General features: G+C 61.9%; 16 protein-coding genes and 1 pseudogene. 8 read left to right on the top strand and 9 right to left on the bottom strand.

The window, feature by feature from the left end:
• The first annotated feature begins 20 nt into the window (after nucleotides 1-20).
• The 6 genes from AC1DVV_RS06980 to AC1DVV_RS06955 all read left to right on the top strand — a co-directional run bounded on the left by AC1DVV_RS06980 (nucleotide 21) and on the right by AC1DVV_RS06955 (nucleotide 5,662).
• The gene (locus AC1DVV_RS06980) at nucleotides 21-1,094 is read left to right on the top strand and encodes a cell division protein ZipA C-terminal FtsZ-binding domain-containing protein (RefSeq protein ID WP_477665991.1); all 1,074 of its coding nucleotides are present in this window, start codon (nucleotides 21-23) and stop codon (nucleotides 1,092-1,094) included.
• 36 nt (nucleotides 1,095-1,130) lie between these two features.
• Nucleotides 1,131-3,236 carry an NAD-dependent DNA ligase LigA gene (gene ligA / locus AC1DVV_RS06975; RefSeq protein ID WP_477702031.1) on the top strand — a complete coding sequence of 702 codons (2,106 nt, stop codon included), beginning with the start codon at nucleotides 1,131-1,133 and terminating at the stop codon, nucleotides 3,234-3,236.
• Between the two features lie 28 nt (nucleotides 3,237-3,264).
• The gene (locus AC1DVV_RS06970) at nucleotides 3,265-3,981 is read left to right on the top strand and encodes an MgtC/SapB family protein (protein ID WP_457280840.1); all 717 of its coding nucleotides are present in this window, start codon (nucleotides 3,265-3,267) and stop codon (nucleotides 3,979-3,981) included.
• 107 nt (nucleotides 3,982-4,088) lie between these two features.
• Nucleotides 4,089-4,286 carry a hypothetical protein gene (locus AC1DVV_RS06965; RefSeq protein ID WP_477702032.1) on the top strand — a complete coding sequence of 66 codons (198 nt, stop codon included), beginning with the start codon at nucleotides 4,089-4,091 and terminating at the stop codon, nucleotides 4,284-4,286.
• Between the two features lie 39 nt (nucleotides 4,287-4,325).
• Nucleotides 4,326-4,865, top strand: coding sequence for a peptide deformylase (def, locus tag AC1DVV_RS06960; protein WP_457280842.1), 540 nt, complete (start codon nucleotides 4,326-4,328; stop codon nucleotides 4,863-4,865).
• An 86-nt stretch (nucleotides 4,866-4,951) separates the two neighbouring features.
• A complete protein-coding gene (locus AC1DVV_RS06955) occupies nucleotides 4,952-5,662 on the top strand; it encodes a class I SAM-dependent methyltransferase (RefSeq protein WP_477665994.1) in 711 nt (236 codons plus the stop codon).
• A gap of 4 nt (nucleotides 5,663-5,666) precedes the next feature.
• Here the strand turns inward: AC1DVV_RS06955 and AC1DVV_RS06950 are convergent, their stop codons facing one another.
• Together AC1DVV_RS06950 and map are read right to left on the bottom strand one after the other, a co-directional pair.
• A complete protein-coding gene (locus AC1DVV_RS06950) occupies nucleotides 5,667-8,258 on the bottom strand; it encodes a [protein-PII] uridylyltransferase (protein WP_477702033.1) in 2,592 nt (863 codons plus the stop codon).
• A gap of 51 nt (nucleotides 8,259-8,309) precedes the next feature.
• On the bottom strand, nucleotides 8,310-9,152 hold the full coding sequence (map, locus tag AC1DVV_RS06945) for a type I methionyl aminopeptidase (RefSeq protein WP_457280845.1): 843 nt from the start codon (nucleotides 9,150-9,152) through the stop codon (nucleotides 8,310-8,312).
• Nucleotides 9,153-9,377: 225 nt separating this feature from the next.
• On the opposite strand from map, the gene purL reads away from it, so the two are divergent.
• Together purL and AC1DVV_RS06935 are read left to right on the top strand one after the other, a co-directional pair.
• A complete protein-coding gene (gene purL / locus AC1DVV_RS06940) occupies nucleotides 9,378-13,427 on the top strand; it encodes a phosphoribosylformylglycinamidine synthase (protein ID WP_477707174.1) in 4,050 nt (1,349 codons plus the stop codon).
• Nucleotides 13,428-13,430: 3 nt separating this feature from the next.
• Nucleotides 13,431-13,823 (top strand): hypothetical protein, encoded by a 393-nt coding sequence (locus AC1DVV_RS06935; protein ID WP_477702035.1) that lies wholly within the window; start codon nucleotides 13,431-13,433, stop codon nucleotides 13,821-13,823.
• 1 nt (nucleotide 13,824) lies between these two features.
• On the opposite strand, the gene AC1DVV_RS06930 is transcribed toward AC1DVV_RS06935, so the two are convergent.
• From AC1DVV_RS06930 to AC1DVV_RS06900, 7 genes and pseudogenes are all read right to left on the bottom strand, one after another.
• Nucleotides 13,825-14,571, bottom strand: coding sequence for an ABC transporter substrate-binding protein (locus AC1DVV_RS06930; RefSeq protein ID WP_477702050.1), 747 nt, complete (start codon nucleotides 14,569-14,571; stop codon nucleotides 13,825-13,827).
• A 120-nt stretch (nucleotides 14,572-14,691) separates the two neighbouring features.
• Nucleotides 14,692-15,003, bottom strand: a pseudogene (locus AC1DVV_RS06925) (ribosomal protein L7/L12); the annotation flags it as partial.
• A gap of 214 nt (nucleotides 15,004-15,217) precedes the next feature.
• Nucleotides 15,218-16,003, bottom strand: a complete 786-nt coding sequence (locus tag AC1DVV_RS06920) for a peptidylprolyl isomerase (protein ID WP_457280848.1) — start codon at nucleotides 16,001-16,003, stop codon at nucleotides 15,218-15,220.
• A 103-nt stretch (nucleotides 16,004-16,106) separates the two neighbouring features.
• Nucleotides 16,107-16,400, bottom strand: a complete 294-nt coding sequence (locus AC1DVV_RS06915; protein ID WP_477702036.1) for a BolA family protein — start codon at nucleotides 16,398-16,400, stop codon at nucleotides 16,107-16,109.
• A complete protein-coding gene (locus AC1DVV_RS06910) occupies nucleotides 16,397-17,023 on the bottom strand; it encodes a septation protein A (RefSeq protein WP_457280850.1) in 627 nt (208 codons plus the stop codon). The genes AC1DVV_RS06915 and AC1DVV_RS06910 overlap by 4 nt, the downstream gene beginning before the upstream one ends.
• A 153-nt stretch (nucleotides 17,024-17,176) precedes the next feature.
• Nucleotides 17,177-17,590: a peptide-methionine (R)-S-oxide reductase MsrB gene (gene msrB, locus AC1DVV_RS06905; RefSeq protein ID WP_457280851.1), complete on the bottom strand. Its 414-nt coding sequence runs from the start codon at nucleotides 17,588-17,590 to the stop codon at nucleotides 17,177-17,179.
• Between the two features lie 31 nt (nucleotides 17,591-17,621).
• Nucleotides 17,622-19,115 carry a protein adenylyltransferase SelO gene (locus AC1DVV_RS06900; protein WP_477702037.1) on the bottom strand — a complete coding sequence of 498 codons (1,494 nt, stop codon included), beginning with the start codon at nucleotides 19,113-19,115 and terminating at the stop codon, nucleotides 17,622-17,624.
• Between the last annotated feature and the right edge of the window lie 44 nt (nucleotides 19,116-19,159).

The raw sequence follows: 19,159 nt of genomic DNA, 5'->3' as shown, positions 1-19,159 counted from the left end.
GCGAGAAGCGTGGGGGCTGAATGAGCACTTTGCAGATCAGTCTGGCGGTGGTGGGCGGGCTGGTGCTGGCCGGTGTGGTGGCACACAGCGCCTGGTCGTCGCGCAGGAACCTGCCCAAGCAGGCCACACCGGAAGCCCCCGCACCCGAGCAAGAGCTTGCACCCGCACAAAGTGGCGAAGGTGCCGCTGCTGAACGGCTGGAACCCAGCTTTGACGTGGATTCTGGCCTGGCATCGCTGGCCTCGCTCGCCACGATGAATGCATCCGACAGAAAGCCAGGTCTTGACGTGCTGATTGATGCCGTTGCGCCCGTGGTGATTGAGGGCATGGTGTCGGGCGAAGCCGCGCTTGCCGCCATGCCCAGCACGCGCCGGGCCGGCAGCAAGCCTTTCGGCGTTGAAGGCCTGAGCATCATTACCGGCGAATGGGAATTTCCCACAGCAGGGCATCGTTACAGCGCCTTTCAGTGCGGCGTGCAGCTGGCCAACCGCACCGGTGCGCTCAACCAGATTGAATACTCTGAATTCGTGATGAAGGCGCAGGCGTTTGCCGATGCGGTGGGCGGTGAGCCGGAATTTCCGGAAATGCTGGACGAGGTGGCGCGAGCCCGCGAACTCGACCAGTTTGCCAGCGGCCATGACGCACAGCTGAGCTTTACCCTGCGCGCCGTCAACACCGCCTGGAGCCCGGGTTATGTCCACCAAAGTGCGGCGCGGCTGGGCTTCGTTCCCGGCTCCATTCCCGGGCGCATGGTATTGCCAGCGAACCAGCAGGGGCAGGCCCCCATCCTGGGGCTGGCCTTCGACACACAGGCCGCCATGGCAGAAGACCCGGAGCAGACGGCGCTGCGTGAACTGACGCTGTCGCTCGACGTTCCACAGGTTTCCCGCTCCGAGCAGCCCTTTGCTCGCATGTGCGAAGCCGCGCTGTCCCTGGCTGCCAACATGGACGGTGTGATCATCGACGACAACGGCAATCTGATCCGGCCCGAGGCAATGGAAGTCATCCACGCCGACCTGGAACAGCTTTATGACACGCTGGACAGCCGCGATCTGTCGGCGGGCTCGGTGCTAGGGCGCCGGCTTTTCTCTTGATTTTCCCGGGCTTTTCGCCCGTTTCCGATCTTTTTCATGGCCACCAAAGACCTGTTTGCGCAGCCCGAACCCTCGCCGCAACCGGCTTCTGTTGCGGGGCGTGCTGCCGCCTTGCGCGCCGAGTTGCATGCCCATGCACATCGCTATTACGTGCTTGATGAGCCCACGATTCCTGACAGCGAGTACGACAAGCTGTTCAAGGAGTTGCAGGCGATTGAGGCGGCTCATCCGGAACTGCTGACACCCGATTCACCGACCCAGCGGGTAGGCGGCAAGCCGCTGGATCAGTTTGCCAGCGTGCGCCACAAGGTGCCCATGCTCAGCATTCGCACCGAAACCGACACGGAAGCCACAGGCGCCCAGAATTTCGACACCCGCGTGCGCAAGGAATTGGGCCTGGCGGAATCCGACCCGCCTGTCGAATATGTCGCCGAACTCAAGTTCGACGGCCTGGCCATGAGCCTGCGTTATGAAAACGGTGTGCTGGTGCAGGCCGCCACGCGCGGTGACGGTGAAGTTGGTGAAGACGTGACGCAGAACATCCGGACCATCAACCAGATCCCGCTTCGTTTGCCTGCCGACGCCCCGCCGGTCATGGAAGTGCGCGGCGAGGTTTACATGCGCCGCGCCGACTTCGAAGCGCTCAACGAGAAGCAGCGCGAGAAGATCGCGCAAGGCGCCAAGGGTGAAAAAACCTTCGTCAATCCGCGCAACGCCGCAGCTGGCGGCGTGCGCCAGCTGGATCCAGCGTTGGCCGCGCGGCGGCGCTTGAGTTTTTTTGCTTACGGTTTGGGGGATATCTCTCCGCCGGAAGAGGGCGGTCCGGCGTTCGAAACCCATTTTCAGCTCCTGCTAACACTCAAATCATGGGGTTTTCCGGTCGCAGCCCAAACGCAGCTTGCGCAAGGCGCTCCTGAATTAATAGCATTCCACCAGACCATGGGCAAGCAGCGCGACAGCCTGCCTTACGACATTGACGGTGTGGTCTACAAGGTCAACAGCCTGGCGCTGCAGAAAAAAATGGGCTTTGTCACGCGCGAGCCGCGCTGGGCCGTGGCTCACAAATACCCGGCGCAGGAGCAGCTCACCACCGTGCTGGCCATTGAGGTGCAGGTGGGCCGCACAGGCAAGCTGACGCCGGTTGCCAAGCTGGCACCGGTATTTGTGGGCGGTGTCACCGTGACCAACGCCACGCTGCACAACGAAGATGAAGCGCGCCGCAAGGACGTGCGCGTGGGCGATACCGTGATCGTGCGCCGCGCGGGTGACGTGATACCCGAAGTCGTCAGCGTGCTGCTCGACAAGCGGGTGCAGGATGCGCCGCAATTCACCATGCCGCACAAATGCCCGGTTTGCGGCTCCGACGCCGTGCGAGAAGAAGGTGAAGCCGATTACCGCTGCACCGGCGGACTTTTCTGCGGTGCCCAGCGCAAGGAAGCCATCCTGCATTACGCACACCGGCGCGCCGTCGAAGTCGAAGGCCTGGGCGACAAGCTGGTCGAGCAGCTGGTTGATGCCAACGTGATCCGTACCTTGCCCGATCTCTACAAACTGGGCCTGACGGCGCTCGCCAGCCTGGACCGCATGGCGGAGAAGTCTGCCAACAACTTGCTGGAAGCGCTTGAAAAGTCCAAGCAGACAACTTTGCCTCGCTTTTTGTTCGGCCTGGGCATACGGCACGTCGGCGAGGCGACGGCCAAGGAGCTGGCGCGCCATTTCGGCAAGCTGGACGCCATCATGGATGCCACCGAAGAGCAACTGCTGGAAGTCAGCGATGTGGGGCCGATCGTGGCGCAGAGTATTCGCACCTTCTTTGAGCAGGCGCACAACCGCGAAGTGGTCGAGCAACTGCGCGCCTGTGGCGTGGCCTGGGAGGAGGGCGAACCAGCTGCCCGGGCGCCCCAGCCGTTGTCGGGCAAGACTTTTGTCATCACCGGCACATTACCCACCTTGAGCCGCGACGAGGCCAAGGACAGGGTGGAGGCCGCAGGCGGCAAGGTGGCTGGCTCTGTCAGTAAAAAAACCGACTACGTGGTGGCCGGCGAAGAGGCTGGCAGCAAGCTGGTCAAGGCCCAAACACTGGGTGTTCCGGTCATCGACGAAGCGGCGTTGCTGGCCCTGCTGGCTGGCCCACCCGGATAGTTTCAGGCTCACGGGAGGCAACACACCCATGCAGGCATTCGAAAACCTCAATTCGGCGGACCTCCTGGACTCGCTCCTGAGCCTGTCTTCGGCGTTCGTCTTTGGCGCCTTGATCGGTTTTGAGCGCCAGTACCGGCAACGCACCGCAGGACTTCGCACCAACGTATTGGTGGCCGTAGGCGCCGCGATTTTTGTCGACATGGCGAATCGGCTGACCGGCGCGCAGGGCGCAGTGCATGTGGTGGCCTATGTGGTTTCGGGCATCGGCTTTCTGGGTGCCGGCGTGATCATGCGCGAGGAAGGCAATGTGCGCGGGCTCAACACGGCCGCTACCTTGTGGTGCTCGGGTGCTGTGGGCGCCTGCGCGGGGGCTGATCTGGTAGTGCAGGCAGGCATTGCCACGCTGTTCGTGCTGGCGGCCAATACCTTGCTGAGGCCCATCGTCAACCAGATCAATCGCTTGCCACTGGACGTGCAGTCGGCCGAGGTAACCAACTCAGTCTATGTGGTCACCAGCGGGGGGCATCAAAAAGAGGTGCTGGGTGCCCTGGAGAAATCGCTGGAGGAGCTGCACTATCCGACCAACGACCTCAAAGTGTCCGCCTTCGGCGAGGAAAGCGTGAAAATCCAGGCGACGCTGGTCGCCATTGCGGTGGACGGCCCCGCGATGGACCGCCTTGTCCGGCAGCTCGGTGAGTTGCCTGCGGTCAGCCAGGCTTACTGGAGCGCCAGCACCACGGAGTAGTGCATCACCGACGCGCCTTACATGGCGTTACCGGGGTTTGCACGCCGGACGTCACGCCAGGCGGCTACGCCAGACGTTGAAAAGATCTCTACACACAGGAGCTTTTCATGAATTACAAACGTTTCTCTGCCCTGGCAGGGGCCGCCGGCCTGGTTGTTTTGCTGTCTGGCTGCGTGGTGGCGCCGATTGCCCCACGTCCGGTGGCTGTTTACCCGGCCCGCCCTGTCTACGTGGAGCCGGCCCCCGTGGTGGTGGTTCCCGCGCCCGGCTATTACCGGGGTTGGGGCTATCGGCATTGGCGCTAAAACTTCCCCGATAAGGCCCTGCGCCACGATAATTGGCGCATGACCATTCGCGAAATCCTCAAAATGGGCGACCCGCGGCTGCTGCGCGTGGCTCAGCCCGTGACCGCCTTCGACACCGACGAGCTGCACCTGCTCATTGCTGACATGTTCGATACCATGCGCGCTGTCAACGGTGCCGGCCTGGCAGCCCCACAGATTGGGGTCGACCTGCAACTGGTAATTTTCGGGACTGACACGGTCAACCCACGCTATCCCGATGCACCGGTAGTGCCCCGCACCGTCTTGCTGAACCCCTTGATCACGCCCCTGGGGCCTGAAGAAGAGGGCGGCTGGGAAGGCTGCCTTTCCGTACCCGGTTTGCGCGGCCTGGTCCCGCGCCTTTCGCGAATTCGTTACAGCGGCTTTGACCAGTACGGTGATGCGATTGAGCGTTCGGTAGACGGTTTTCACGCGCGAGTAGTGCAGCATGAGTGTGATCACCTGATTGGCAAGCTTTATCCCATGCGCATCCGCGACTTCAGCCAGTTTGGCTTTACCGAGGTGCTTTTCCCCGGACTGGACGCGTCGGACGACGACTGACCGCGGGAACGTCGAAGGGTACACTGAAGCTGATCGAGGGCTATTTCGCCCCGCCAGAGCGTGTTGTACGCAAGGAAAGCTTCCGGATGTCGCACGCTCCCGTCTCGGGAGCAGTTTCCATCACCGGAGCTGCTTCGCCACCTCCCTACCAGCTGAAATTTGAAACCGTGAGCGGCAGCGGCGACGACCTGCAACTGCGTTCCTTGCTGGACCGCCAGCAATTCCATGATCCCCTCGGCGAGGCTGAACGCGAAGGCATTTCCTCGTCGGCTTGGCCTATATTCGGTTTGCTCTGGCCCTCGGGCCGTGTGCTGGCCCATGCCATGCTGACCTTTGAACTGGAAGGCAAGCGCATTCTGGAGCTCGGTTGCGGCCTGGCGCTAGCCAGCCTTGTTGTGCATCGCCGCGGTGGCGACATCACGGCGAGCGACTGTCATCCGCTGGCGGCGCAATTTCTGCTGGAAAACCTCAAACTCAACCACTTGCCTGCAATGAAATATCAGACGGGCAACTGGTCGCGCGCCAATCCGCTGCTGGAACGCTTTGACCTGATCATCGGCAGCGATGTGCTGTATGACCGTGGCCAGCCGGAGGTGTTGTCGCAGTTCATCGAGCTGCATGCGCTGCCGCACACCGAAGTGCTGATTGTCGATCCGGACCGCGGCAACCGGGCCAGCTTCAATCGAAAAATGGATGCACTGGGCTATTCGCGCACTGAGACGCGCGTGACCAAATTGCCTGCCGGCGGCAGTTACAAGGGGCGTCTGTTGCAATACCTGCGGAAACCAGTCGCTTGAAGCTTCAGGTATTGAGCGCTTCCAGGAGCTCCGTCTCGATCGCGATCTGTGCCTTGTTGTGCTGCAGCTCCGGTCCATCGATCAAAAATGTATCTTCCACGCGCTCGCCCAGGGTGCTGACCTTGGCGAGCTGCAGGTTGATGCGGTGACGGGCCAGCACCCGTGCGATGCGGTAGAGCAGCCCGACCCGGTCGCTGGCCGATACGCTGAGCAGCCAGCGCTGGGCTTTTTCATCGGGTCGCAGGTCCACGCGCGGAGCGATCGGGAAACTCTTGACCCGGCGTGACACACGGCCTTTACTCGGAGGCGGCAGAGGCCCGGGGTTCTCGATGGTGCGATCCAGTTCGGCCTCCACCATGGCCGCCAGTTCGCGGTAGTGGTCGGCCAGCGTGGGGCTGACCACCTGGAAGGTGTCCAGCGCATAACCGTTTTTCGCCGTGTGGATCTTGGCGTCCAGGATGCTGAAGCCGGCTTCGTCAAAGTAGCCGCAGATGCGCGCAAACAGATCGGGCGCGTCGGGCGTGTAAACCAGCACCTGCATGCCTTCACCCGCCGACGAGCGGCGCGCGCGAACAATCGCCTTGGCCTTGCCCACATGCCGTGACAGCTGGCGTGCATGCCAGGCGATGTCGGAGGCCTCATGGCGCATGAAATAGCTGACATCCAGCGTATCCCACAGTGCCTTGTGCGCCTCGAAAGGTTCAGCGTGCAGGGCCAGCGTGGTCAGGGCTTCGCGCTTGCGGGCCTCCACTTCGGCATCCGCGTCGGGTGCGCGGCCACCCAGCACGCGCAGCGTGTAGCGGTACAGGTCTTCCAGCAGCTTGCCTTTCCAGGCGTTCCAGACCTTGGGGCTGGTGCCGCGGATGTCGGCCACCGTCAGCAGGTAGAGCGCTGTCAGATAGCGCTCGTTGCCCACGCGTTTGGCAAACGCGGCAATTACTTCGGGGTTGCTCAGGTCTTCCTTCTGGGCGATGCGGCTCATGCTCAGATGTTCGCCCACCAGGAATTCGATGAGTTTGGAGTCTTCGGCGCCAATACCATGCTGGCGGCAAAAAACGCGCACGTCCTTGCAACCCAGCTCGGAGTGGTCGCCGCCGCGGCCCTTGGCGATGTCGTGGAACAGCGCAGCGATGTAAAGAATCCAGGGCTTGTCCCAGCCGGCCGCGAGCTGCGAGCACATCGGGTATTCGTGCGAGTGCTCGGCCATGAAGAAACGCCGCACGTTGCGCAGAACCATCAGGATGTGCTGGTCCACCGTGTAGACGTGGAACAGGTCGTGCTGCATCTGCCCGACGATCTTGCGGAAGATCCAGAGGTAGCGGCCCAGCACCGAGGTCTGGTTCATCAGCCGCATGGCATGCGTGATGCCCTCGGGCTGCTGAAGGATGCGCCGGAAGGTGTCGCGGTTGACCGGATCGCTGCGAAACTTGCTGTTCATCAGTCCGCGGGCGTTGTAGAGAGCGCGCAGCGTGCGCGCCGACAGGCCCTTGATGCCCACGGTTGTCTCGAATACCAAAAAGGTTTCCAGAATGGCGTGCGGTTCACGCGCATACAGGTCGTCGCTGACCACCTCCAGCATGCCGGCCTTGTCGAAAAACCGTTCGTTGATAGGCCGCAGCGGGTAGGTGTTGGGGTTGAGCCGCTCTTCGATATTGAGCAGCAGGATCTGGTTGAGCTGGGTGACCGCTTTGGCCGCCCAGTAGTAGCGTTTCATCACGGCCTCGCTGGCGCGGCGCGGCACTTTGCTGCCGTCGTCGGCCTCCGCAGAATAGCCAAAGGACTCGGCCACAGCGGTTTGCAGGTCAAACACCAGCCGGTCTTCGCGCCGCCCGGCGATCAGGTGCAGGCGGGCGCGTATCAGGCTCAGCAGCGCTTCGTTGGCCTTGATCTGCCGCACCTCGAAAGGCGTAGCCAGGCCGTTGCGGGCCAGGTCGTCCCAGGATTTGCCCAGGCCGGCGGCGCGCGCCACCCACAAAATCACCTGCAGGTCGCGCAGTCCACCCGGGGATTCCTTGCAGTTGGGCTCGAGCGAGTAGGGCGTATTTTCGAATTTGTTGTGGCGCTGCCGCAGCTCCAGCGTCTTGGCCACGTAAAAGGCCTGCGGATCCAGCACGACGGCTAGCCGGTTTTGCAGCTGCAGGAAGTTCTTTTTGGACCCGGCGACCAGGCGGGCTTCAAGCAGCGAGGTCTGCACCGTAACGTCCTTGGCCGCTTCTTCGACACAACCGGAAATCGTCCGCACGCTGGAGCCAATTTCCAGGCCTACATCCCAGCAGGCGCCGATGAAGCTCTCTACCTTGGCCTTGAGGGCCGGGTCGCCGTCGATGTTGGCGCTGTCCGACAACAGCAGCAGCACGTCTACATCCGAATGGGGAAACAGCTCGCCACGGCCAAAGCCTCCTGCGGCCACCAGGCAGGCGGAAACCGGAAAGCCGGCCCGCTGCCAGAGCAGCTGCAGGGTCGCGTCGGCATGGCGGGCGAATTTTTGCAGCAGGCTGTGGATGCCGCGGGACGAGGCGCCGCTGGCGGCCAGCGTGGCGAGGAGGGCGGCTTTCCCCGCTTTGTATTGCTCGCGGACCGGGGCCAGCTCGATCATCGCGGAGCTCGCAGGGTCAGAAAGTGCGCGGGGCGCCACTGTGCGCCTGGCTCAGGCACTGACAGCGGCTTGGGCAGGGCTGCTTTGCGGGACAAACGCCGGGATCGGCGGGCTGCCGGCGGACAGGGTCAGTACCTCATAGCCGGTTTCGGTCACCAAAATGGTGTGTTCCCACTGAGCGGACAGGGAGTGGTCGCGCGTCACGATGCTCCAGCCGTCTTTCTCGGGGCCATCCTTGATGTCTCGCTTGCCGGCATTGATCATGGGTTCGATGGTGAAGGTCATGCCCGGCGTCAGCTCTTCGAGCGTGCCAGGTCGGCCGTAATGCAGCACCTGCGGTTCTTCATGGAATTTTTGGCCAATTCCATGGCCGCAAAACTCGCGAACCACCGAAAACCCCTGTTTTTCGGCAAAAGTCTGGATCGCAAAGCCGATATCGCCCAGCCTGACCCCGGGCTTGACGCGCATGATGCCCTGCCACATGGCTTCATAGGTCACATGGCAGAGCCGCTTGGCCGCAATGGAAGCTTCGCCAACCAGGTACATGCGGCTGTTGTCGCCGTGCCAGCCGTCCTTGGTGATGACGGTCACGTCAATATTGACAATGTCGCCTTTTTTCAACGGTTTGTCGTTGGGAATGCCATGGCAGACCTGGTGGTTGATGGAAGTGCACAGCGACTTGGGATAAGGCACATAACCGGGAGGGCCATAGCCCAGCGTGGCCGGAATGGTGCCTTGAACCTGGGTCATGTAGTCATGGGCCAGCCGGTCTATTTCATTGGTGGTGACACCCGGTTTCACGAAAGGGGTGAGGTAGTCCAGCACCTCGGAAGCAAGCCTTCCCGCCAGGCGCATGCCTTCAATTCCTGCGGCATCTTTGTAAGTAATACTCATGGCCCCGATTATCCCACCGCTCCCGGGCACATGCATTTTCAGCATGGGACCAAGGGGCTTTGGCTTTGGCCCGAATGTGGCCCGAATGGATCGCAAAAGTGCCCGGGCGCACCGGCAGCAAACCGGGGAAGGCCTTCAGTCGCTGATAAAATTACGGGTTAACGCTAGCCCGTTAAACCCAACAGCCATGCGCTGCCCACCTCCCATTACAAGGCCACCGCTACCGTGACCCTGCACCTGACGACTTTTGAGGGCGAACCCCACGGGATCAGCGCCCTCAGCGATTTCCGCGTCCAGCAACTCCTTCCCCGCCTGCAAGCCATCCACGACAAGATCGTGGGCATCAGCGCCCGGTTTGTGCATCTGGTTGCCACGGAGGCACCGCCTTCAGACATCGTCAAGGGCCAGCTCTCAGCATTGCTTACCTATGGTGATCCTTGCACTGCAGGCGCCGGCAAAACCGATGATGCACTAACCTTTATTGTTTCGCCGCGCTTTGGCACCGTCTCCCCCTGGGCGTCAAAGGCCACGGACATCGCCCACAACTGCGGCCTGGCCGTCAAGCGCATCGAGCGCATCACCGAGTACCGCATTGCCTTGAAAAGCGGCTTTTTCAGCAAAACGGCCCTGACGGATGCCCAGCGCGAGCAGGTCGCCGGCCTGCTGCACGACCGCATGACTGAAAGCGTGATGTTGGATCGCGCGCAGGCTGCCGGCCTCTTCACCGAATTGCAAGGCGCGCCCCTGCAGACCATCGACGTGCTGGCGGGCGGCAAGGCCGCGCTGGAAAAGGCCAACGCTGAGTTCGGCCTGGCGCTGGCGGCCGACGAGATCGACTACCTGGTCAATGCCTTCACCCAGCTCAAACGCAACCCCACCGACGTTGAGCTCATGATGTTCGCCCAGGCCAACAGCGAGCACTGCCGCCACAAGATCTTCAACGCCGACTTCACGATTGACGGCGTTGCGCAGGAGAAAAGCCTGTTCGGCATGATCCGCAACACCGAAAAACTGCATCCCCAGCACACCGTAGTGGCTTATTCGGACAACGCCTCGGTCATGGAGGGCTATAAAACCCAGCGGTTTTACGCCAAAAAAAGTGATAAATTGGCCTCTAGCCCAACAGGAGAAAGCGCGAGCAGCTATCAAACTTATAGCGCCACGGATGACGTGTTGATGCATGTGCTGATGAAAGTCGAGACGCACAACCATCCCACGGCCATCTCACCGTTTCCGGGCGCTTCTACCGGCGCGGGCGGCGAGATTCGCGACGAGGGCGCGACCGGCCGCGGCTCCAAACCCAAGGCGGGCCTGACGGGTTTTACGGTGTCCAGGCTGTTTGACGACGTCGCAGACTCTTACGGCAAGCCAGAACACATCGCCAGTCCGCTGCAGATCATGACGGAAGGTCCGCTGGGCGGCGCGGCCTTCAACAACGAGTTCGGCCGGCCCAACCTCAACGGCTACTTCCGCGAATACGAGCAAACCGTAGGCGGCCAGCGCTGGGGTTACCACAAGCCCATCATGATTGCGGGTGGCGTCGGCACGATCGACGCGGCACTGACCAAAAAGATTTTGTTCCCGGCCGGCACCCTGCTCATCCAGCTGGGTGGCCCCGGCATGCGCATCGGCATGGGCGGCAGCGCGGCCAGTTCCATGGCCTCGGGGGCCAACGCGGCCCAGCTTGACTTTGACTCGGTGCAGCGCGGTAACCCTGAAATCGAACGCCGCGCCCAGGAAGTCATCAACCAGTGTGCCCAGTTGGGCGGGGCCAACCCCATCCTGGCGATCCACGACGTGGGCGCCGGCGGTTTGTCCAATGCCTTTCCTGAGCTGGTGAATGACGCCGGGCGAGGTGCGAAGTTTGATTTGCGTGCCGTGCCACTGGAAGAAAGCGGCCTTTCGCCCAAGGAAATCTGGAGCAATGAAAGCCAGGAGCGTTATGTGATGGCGGTTGCGCCCGAATCGTTGCCGCAGTTCCAGGCTTTTTGCGAACGCGAGCGTTGCCCGTTTGCTGTGATCGGTGTGGCTACCGAAGAGAAGCAACTGGTGCTGTCAGACAAGGAGGCCGCACCTCCCGTGGATATGCCCATGAATGTCCTCTTGGGCAAGCCGCCCAAGATGCACCGTGACGTGAAATCCGTCAAGCACATCGTCAAGCCTATAGACCTGACCGGTGTGGACCTGCAGAAAAGCGCGATTGCGGTGCTTAGCCACCCGACCGTCGCCTCCAAGCGCTTCCTGATCACCATCGGCGACCGCACCGTGAGCGGCCTCACGCACCGCGACCAGATGGTTGGCCCCTGGCAGGTGCCGGTGGCCGATTGCGCCGTTACGCTGGCCGACTACAGCGGTTTTGCCGGCGAGGCCATGAGCATGGGCGAACGCACGCCGCTGGCCACCGTCAACGCCGCCGCCTCCGGCCGCATGGCGGTCGCCGAGGCCATTACCAACCTGCTGGCGGCACCGATTGAGCTGCCGCGCGTCAAGCTGTCGGCCAACTGGATGGCCGCATGCGGCGAACCCGGCCAGGACGCAGCGCTGTACGAAACCGTCAAAGCCGTGGGCATGGAGCTTTGCCCGGCGCTGGGCGTGTCGATTCCCGTTGGCAAGGATTCCTTGTCCATGCGCACCGTGTGGAGCGACGGCGCTGACAGCAAGAAGGTGACCTCGCCTGTGTCGCTGATCGTCAGCGCATTCGCTACGCTGCCCGATGTGCGCGGCACACTCACGCCGCAACTGAACCGTGATGAAGCCGACAGCACCCTGATCCTGATCGACCTGGGCAAAGGCCAGAATCGCATGGGCGGCTCCATCCTCGCGCAGACGCTGGACAAGGAAGAGGGCGAGGTGCCCGATCTCGACGACCCGAAAGACCTGGTCAACCTTGTCAACGCCATCAATGCGCTGCGCAAAGAGGGCAAGCTGATGGCTTACCACGACCGCAGCGACGGCGGCCTGTTCGCCGCGGTCTGCGAGATGGGTTTTGCCGGCAACGTCGGCGTGTCGCTCAACATCGACATGCTGCTGGTCGAAGGCGACGGCATTTCCGACAGCCGCATGGACACCGGCGACAGCAAGAACTGGGCAAGCCAGGTCGGTGCGCGTCGCGAAGAGCTCACGCTCAAGGCTTTGTTCAACGAAGAGCTGGGCACTGTCATCCAGGTGGCGACGTCCGCGCGCAACGAGGTCATGCAGACCCTGCGCGAACATGGCCTTTCCAAATTCAGCCATTTCATCGGCAAGACCCGCCCACAGCATGCCTCGCTCGAAGTCGGCAAAGGTGAGATCCAGGTCTGGCGCGACACCAAGGCCGTGTTCTCGGCCAGGCTGCAGGACCTGCATCAGGTCTGGGATGCCGTCAGCTGGAAGATCTGCCAGCAGCGCGACAACCCCGACTGTGCCAATACTGAACACGCGGCCGCCGGCAACCCCGTCGATCCGGGCCTGCATGTGCAACTAACGTTTGATCCAGTCAAAGTGCTGTCGGCGCCCGCGCTCAACCTGTCGGCGCGGCCACGCGTGGCGGTGCTGCGCGAGCAGGGCGTCAATTCGCATGTGGAAATGGCTTACGTCTTCACCGAAGCCGGCTTTGAAGCCTGCGATGTGCACATGACCGACCTTCAAACCGGCCGCGCCAGACTGGCCGACTTCAAGGGCATCGTGGCTTGTGGCGGTTTCAGCTACGGCGACACCCTGGGCGCCGGCATCGGCTGGGCGCGTTCCGTGACCTTCAACCCGGTGCTATCCGACGAGTTCAAGGCGTTCTTTGCGCGCCAGGACACCTTTGGTTTGGGCGTGTGCAACGGCTGCCAGATGTTTGCCGAGCTGGCCGACATCATCCCGGGCGCCGAGGCCTGGCCGCGCTTTACCACCAACCGCAGCGAGCGCTTTGAAGCACGCCTGAGCATGGTCGAGGTGCTGGAGTCCCCCAGCATCTTCCTGCAGGGCATGGCCGGCAGCCGCCTGCCGATCGCCGTCGCGCATGGCGAGGGCTATGCCAATTTCGCCTTCCGGGGCGATGCCTCCAAAGCGATTGCCGCGATGCGTTTTACCGACAACGATGGCAAGCCGACCGAAGCTTATCCGGCCAACCCCAACGGCAGCGCCGGCGGCCTCACCGCCGTGACCACGGCTGACGGCCGCTTCACGGCCATGATGCCGCACCCCGAGCGCGTGTTCCGCAACATCCAGAAGAGCTGGACTTCAGGCAATAGCAGCGAGCACAGCCCGTGGATGAGCCTCTGGCACAACGCGCGCAAGTGGGTGGGTTGATCCTTGGGTGTTGACGCGGTACGGCGCATCTCCTACGTCGTTCCCTATGCGCTGGTTGCGCTGCTCGCCTGGCTGGGTAACCTGTCCTGGTGGGCTGTGGCAATGCTGGCTGGTGGCGGCATTTTTGCGTGGGACTGGCTTTGGGGCGACAGAAACCTGCTTGAGGCCGGTCACGGCCTGGTTTTGACCGCGGTGGGCATGCTGTGCCTGACGGCGTCTTTCTTTCTGGCACGCGGCTTGAATCTGTCGCTTGCGGAATTCCAGGAGCTTGCACGCGGCTTGCCGCGCAGGCACAACCTGCCTTATCTCTTGCCTGTCATTGGTGTTGGACTCACCCTTTATGGGCTTCTTGGCTGGAGCCGCGCCTGGCTTTTGCAGAGAGAAGAGCGCTGGTGACTTACCGGTGTGGCGGCGCCACCGCAGCGCCTTCAATGCCATGGCGCGCCAGCGCTGCCGCCACAAAGCCGGAAGCTTTCATCTCCTCGACGAACGCACCCAGGTAACGCGCACCGGCATCACGCCCTTTAGGCAGGCCCATGGCCTGGTTGATCACCATAAAGCGTCCCGGCAGCAAGCGCACGCCCGACACGCGTTTGGCGTCGGCCTCCAGTTGCTGCTTGACTCCCGCCGCCACTTCCACGTTTTGCGCGATCATCACATCGGTCACGGCGGGTGAGGTGGGAGCCTTGACCAGCTTCGCCGCCTTCAGCTCACGGGTCAGGTAGAGGTCATAGGCACTGCCGTTGCCGACCACAATGCGATTGGCCGCCTGGTCCACCTCTTCATTGCGCCGGATGGGGGAGTCGTTTTTCACCAGGTAAGCACCTTCGATGATGACGTAGGGCGGCGTCTGCAGCATGTCGGCACCGCGCACCGGGTCAATGGCTACAAAAGCAATGTCCACCTGCGCATCCCTGACCGCTTCGACCACCTTGCCAGCAGAATTGAAGGTGACGAGTTCCACCGGTACACCGAGACGCCTGCCCAATTCGCGCGACAGATCCACCGAGACGCCCCGCGGCTCGCCGGTGGCGGGATCTTTCACCGCGAGGATGGGGTTGCCGAAGTTGATGGCTGCCTTGAGCTTGCCCGAAGGCGCTAATTCGGCCGCGGGAGCCGGCGGCGCAGAGACGCAACCCAGCAGCGCAAAAGCAGCCAGCGCCAGCACGGCCAGCGCAACAAGCCACCACCATGTGCCATTGGAGCTGCGCACCTGACCCGGGGACTGTCCCTCGCTCGCGTGCGGTCCGGCGCCCGCGGCATCTACCGCATCCTTGGCCTCCTTGAGACCCAAGCCAGTCAGGTCCCGCAAGCGCCGTATCGCCTCTATCTTGTTGCCCTGGTCCAGCGCTTCCTGCACCTGCGCGGGCAGAGGTGCGTCGGCGGCGAATGCCTTTGGCGCAAATCCCGCGGCAGGCGGTTCGCCACACATCGAGGCTTCCACCGCATCCTTGGCTTCCTGAAGGCCCAAACCTGTGAGACTGCGCAGCCGCTTAACCGCCTCTACTTTGTTGCCTTGGTCCAGTGCTTCTTGCACCTGTGCGGGCAGGGCGGAAGGAGAATCGGGGTTGCTCATGCGGCGCTCGACTGTGCGGCGGAAGATTGAGGGAAAACAATGCGCTTGGACATGGGACCTCCAGAAGAGTGTGAGCCATTGGAGCGGTGCCGGCTGCTCCCGTCAATCGGGAAACACGCCTCTTTTAAGGCGGGGTCACCGGTCGCACTTGCCCAGCACAGAAATAAAAACGCGGCCACATGGGCCGCGTTTGCGAAGGCCGCTTCCCTGCGGCTTATTCCACCTTGGCTTTTTTGCGCAGCTCTTCCTGGAACGCCGCCAGCTTCTGCTGCTGCATTTGCTGGGCGATCTGCGGCTTCACTTCCTCGAAGGAGGGGAGCTGGGCCGTGCGGATGTCGTCCACACGAATGACGTGGTAACCGAACTGGGTTTTCACCGGGGTATCGGTGGTCTGGCCCTTATTGAGCTTGACCAGCGCCTCGGTGAACTCAGGCACGTAACTGGAGGGGTTGGCCCAGTCCAGGTCGCCGCCCTTGGCACCGGATCCGGGATCCTTGGACTTCTTCTTGGCGATGTCATCGAACTTGCCGCCTTTTTTCAGGCTGGCAATGATCTCTTTGGCCTCGGCTTCCTTTTCGACCAGGATGTGGCGGGCCTTGTACTCCTTGCCGCCATTGGCTTCGGCAAATTTGTCGTATTCGGCCTTCAGCTCGACATCTGTCACCGGATTCTTCTTCTGGAAGTCAGAAAACAGCTCGCGGATCAGGATGGTCTGGCGTGCCAGTTCCATTTGCACCTTGACGTCATCGCTGGAAGCCAGGCCCCGCTTTTCCGCTTCCTGCATGAACACTTCGCGCGCAATCACTTCTTCACGAAGCTGGCCTTCCATCTCAGGCGTTACTGGCCGGCCGGACTTGGCGACCTGTTGCGCCAGTGAGTCCAGGCGCGATTTTGGAACGGCCTTGCCATTGACGATGGCCACGTTCTGCGCCATGGCGCCCTGTGCGCCCAGTGCCAGCAGTGCCGCTACGGCGGTGCCGAGTAAAAGATGTTTCTTCATGATGTTTTTGTAGTCCTTTTGGTAATGCTTGAAAGCGTTTGGCAATGTGTGCTGACGTTGCCGTGGCTCTATGCCGAAATCCCCGGGGCAAATCGGCGCAGATTCAGGGTGACTCGATGACTTCAATTGCCAGGGCGTGGAGGCCCTGATCAATGAAATTTTGCATTGCATCATACACAAGCCGGTGGCGCTCCACCCGGCTCTTGCCGGTAAAGAGCGGGCTGGCAATGCGGATGCGAAAGTGGGTACCGTAGCCTTCTGCGTTGGCGCCCGAATGCCCGGCATGGGAAGCGCTCTCGTCCAGCACTTCCAGCCAGGTGGGCTGAAGCCGCGCCCTGAGCTGCTGCTCGATCTCGTGGGTGCGCACGGGCAGGGCGCTGGAAACGCCGGCGTTCATGGTGTGGCACCTGGTTTGATGTGCTTGTTCAGGTACACCGCCTGCGCCAGCACAAACACCACCATCAGACCGAGGCCACCAAACAGCTTGAAGTTGACCCAGGTGCTGGTGGAAAACGTGAAAGCCACCCACAGATTGAGCAAGCCCATCACGGCGAAAAAACCCACCCAGCTGAAATTGACCACGCGCCAGATCGGGTCAGGCAAGTTCATTTGCGCGCCCATCAGCGATTTGATGCCATTTTTCTTCCACACCAGCTGACCCAGCAGCAGTGCACCGCCCATCACCCAATACAGCACGGTAGGCTTCCATTTGATGAAGCTCTCGCTGTGGAAGTAGATGGTGGCGCCGCCAAGCACCGTCACCAGCCCCAGGCTGATCCACAGCATGGTGTCGACTTTCTTGCCGCTTACCTTGAGCCAGAGGATCTGGGCCAGGGTGGCAACGATCACAACCACGGTGGCCAACAGCACGGGCGCCTCAGCCGCGCCGACCACCCCCCCGGAAACCATAAAACCCAGCCACTCGGTGGCTGTGGCGGCAGCCCAGTCCTTGTTGCCTTCGGCGTACTTGAACATGCCGAAGAAAAGGGCAATCGGCAAAAAGTCGAAAAGAATTTTCATAAACAGATTATCGCGGGGTAAAAGAAGCGAAAGAGCTCACTGGCGTTGGGTCCCGAATTAGCAAGCATGAGCCGCGGAACCGGCTTTGCCGGGCCGCAGGCGGGCGGCCCCCTCGGGGGGCAGGGAGCTACGCGAAGCGAGCGACCGTGGGGGCTATTCCTTCTTCTTGAAATCGAGAGAAGCGGAGTTCATGCAGTAGCGCAGGCCTGTGGGAGACGGCCCATCAGGAAACACATGGCCCAGGTGCGCGCCGCAGCTGGCGCACACGGTTTCGGTGCGCACCATGCCGTGCTTGCGGTCCACAATTTCCTCAATCGCACCCGGCACGGCTTCCTCTGAGAAGCTGGGCCAGCCGCAGCCGGCATCAAATTTGGTTTCCGATTCGAACAGCTTGGCACCGCAGCAGATGCAGTGATAGCTGCCGTCTGCCCAAACAGCCTCATATTTTCCGGTGTAGGGGCGCTCGGTGGCGGCGTGGCGCGTGACTTCAAAGGCCGCAGGCTCAGCGCCTTTTTCTGCCAGCAGGGCCTTCCACTCGGCGTCGGTTTTCTGGATCTTGGTGCTCATGTTCTGTTCCTGGCGTGAGTTGGCGGAGGTGTTACGAACTGCAACTGATTTCAATGGACGAGGCCCAGTCTGGGGGGAAATCCGCAAAGCTCTCGTGCCCCGGGTGCTCATCAGATGGGGCCTGCAGCAAGGCAAGCAAGGTGTCGACCCCGGAAAAGTCTTTTAGTTTCGCGGCGCGTATGGCTTCTTCACCCAAATGGTTGCGCAGAACGAATTTTGGGTTGTTTCTGAGCATCAAATCGGCCCGCAGCCCTTGATCCACCTGCGCGAGGCGCTCTGAATACTGTAGCGCCCAGGCGTTGAAGGATTCCCGGTCAAAGAACAGGTCACGCAGGGGTTCATGGCCGCTTTGTGCCGTGAAACCATTCAGGCGCCGCCAGAAGATGGTGTAGTCCACCTTGTTGGCGGCCAACAGTTTGAAGGTGTTGTCCACCAGGGCCTTGTCCTCGGGTTGCTCGTCCGCCAGGCCAAGTTTGCTGCGCATTCGGGCCTGCAATGCCTCAGGGAACACGGTTTTGTAGGGTTCCAGGGCTGCAAGCGCCTGCTCCTGGTCTTCAATCAGCGGCAGCAATGCCTGCCCCAGGCAGAACAGGTTCCAGTAGGCCATGTTGGGCTGCTTGTTGTAGGCATAGCGGCCCTGGGTGTCTGAATGGTTGCAGATGTGGCCGGGATCAAACGCATCGAGAAACTGGAACGGACCGTAGTCGATCGTCAAACCCAGGATGCTCATGTTGTCGGTGTTCATGACGCCATGGCAAAAACCCACCGCTTGCCAGGCGGCCATCAGGTGCGCGGTTTTTTCGCTGACGGCCTCCAGCAGCGCCGCATAAGGTTGCTTTGCCTCGCGGCAGGCGGGGTAAAACCGGTCGATGACGTAGTCGGCCAGCACCTTGAGCTGCGCATGCTGGTCGTTGTAACTGAAATGCTCGAAGTGGCCGAAGCGAATGAAGCTTGGCGCGGTGCGGGTCACCACGGCGGCGGTCTCGATTTCCTCGCGCCGTACGGCCGCGTCGGAGCCGGTAACGCACAGCGCCCGCGTGGTCGGAATGCCCAGGCCATGCATCGCTTCGGAGCACAAAAATTCGCGAATCGAGCTGCGCAGTACAGCCCGGCCATCGCCCATGCGGGAGTAGGGCGTTTTGCCGGCGCCTTTGAGCTGAATTTCCTGCGGCCCTTGCGGGGTACTGATTTCGCCCAGCAACAATGCGCGGCCATCGCCGAGTTGCCCTGCCCAGACACCAAACTGGTGACCGCTGTAGACACTGGCCAACGGCTCGGAGCCAGGCAGGACGCTATTGCCGGTCAAGGCTTCCAGGGCTGCCTGTGATTCAAGCCACTCCGTGCCCAGCCCCAGTTCGCGCGCCATGCTGCGGCTGCGGCCGACCCAATAGGGATCTGGCAGGGGTTGCGGTTGCAAGCGGGTGTAGAAGTCGCCACCCAGTTGGGCGAAGCTGTTGCTCCAGGTCAGCGAGGTGCCGACAGAGGAGCCTGCATCGTCGGGCGCCGGAAGGTTTGCAGAGGTCATCTGCAAATTGTCCCCTACCTGACATGAACCCGTGATTTCACGGG

The sequence above is a fragment of the Polaromonas sp. P3_B4 genome, assembly GCF_056402835.1.
Note: the sequence above shows the minus strand (reverse complement) of the source record. Positions and strands in the feature narration are given on the sequence as shown.

Excerpts from the sequence above, each read along its gene's own strand:
- AC1DVV_RS06980 (WP_477665991.1), top strand. The coding sequence starts at position 21 with ATGAGCACTTTGCAGATCAGTCTGGCGGTGGTGGGCGGGCTGGTGCTG.
- ligA (WP_477702031.1), top strand. The coding sequence starts at position 1,131 with ATGGCCACCAAAGACCTGTTTGCGCAGCCCGAACCCTCGCCGCAACCG.
- AC1DVV_RS06970 (WP_457280840.1), top strand. The coding sequence starts at position 3,265 with ATGCAGGCATTCGAAAACCTCAATTCGGCGGACCTCCTGGACTCGCTC.
- AC1DVV_RS06965 (WP_477702032.1), top strand. The coding sequence starts at position 4,089 with ATGAATTACAAACGTTTCTCTGCCCTGGCAGGGGCCGCCGGCCTGGTT.
- def (WP_457280842.1), top strand. The coding sequence starts at position 4,326 with ATGACCATTCGCGAAATCCTCAAAATGGGCGACCCGCGGCTGCTGCGC.
- AC1DVV_RS06955 (WP_477665994.1), top strand. The coding sequence starts at position 4,952 with ATGTCGCACGCTCCCGTCTCGGGAGCAGTTTCCATCACCGGAGCTGCT.
- AC1DVV_RS06950 (WP_477702033.1), bottom strand. The coding sequence starts at position 8,258 with ATGATCGAGCTGGCCCCGGTCCGCGAGCAATACAAAGCGGGGAAAGCC.
- map (WP_457280845.1), bottom strand. The coding sequence starts at position 9,152 with ATGAGTATTACTTACAAAGATGCCGCAGGAATTGAAGGCATGCGCCTG.
- AC1DVV_RS06920 (WP_457280848.1), bottom strand. The coding sequence starts at position 16,003 with ATGAAGAAACATCTTTTACTCGGCACCGCCGTAGCGGCACTGCTGGCA.
- AC1DVV_RS06915 (WP_477702036.1), bottom strand. The coding sequence starts at position 16,400 with ATGAACGCCGGCGTTTCCAGCGCCCTGCCCGTGCGCACCCACGAGATC.
- AC1DVV_RS06910 (WP_457280850.1), bottom strand. The coding sequence starts at position 17,023 with ATGAAAATTCTTTTCGACTTTTTGCCGATTGCCCTTTTCTTCGGCATG.
- msrB (WP_457280851.1), bottom strand. The coding sequence starts at position 17,590 with ATGAGCACCAAGATCCAGAAAACCGACGCCGAGTGGAAGGCCCTGCTG.
- AC1DVV_RS06900 (WP_477702037.1), bottom strand. The coding sequence starts at position 19,115 with ATGACCTCTGCAAACCTTCCGGCGCCCGACGATGCAGGCTCCTCTGTC.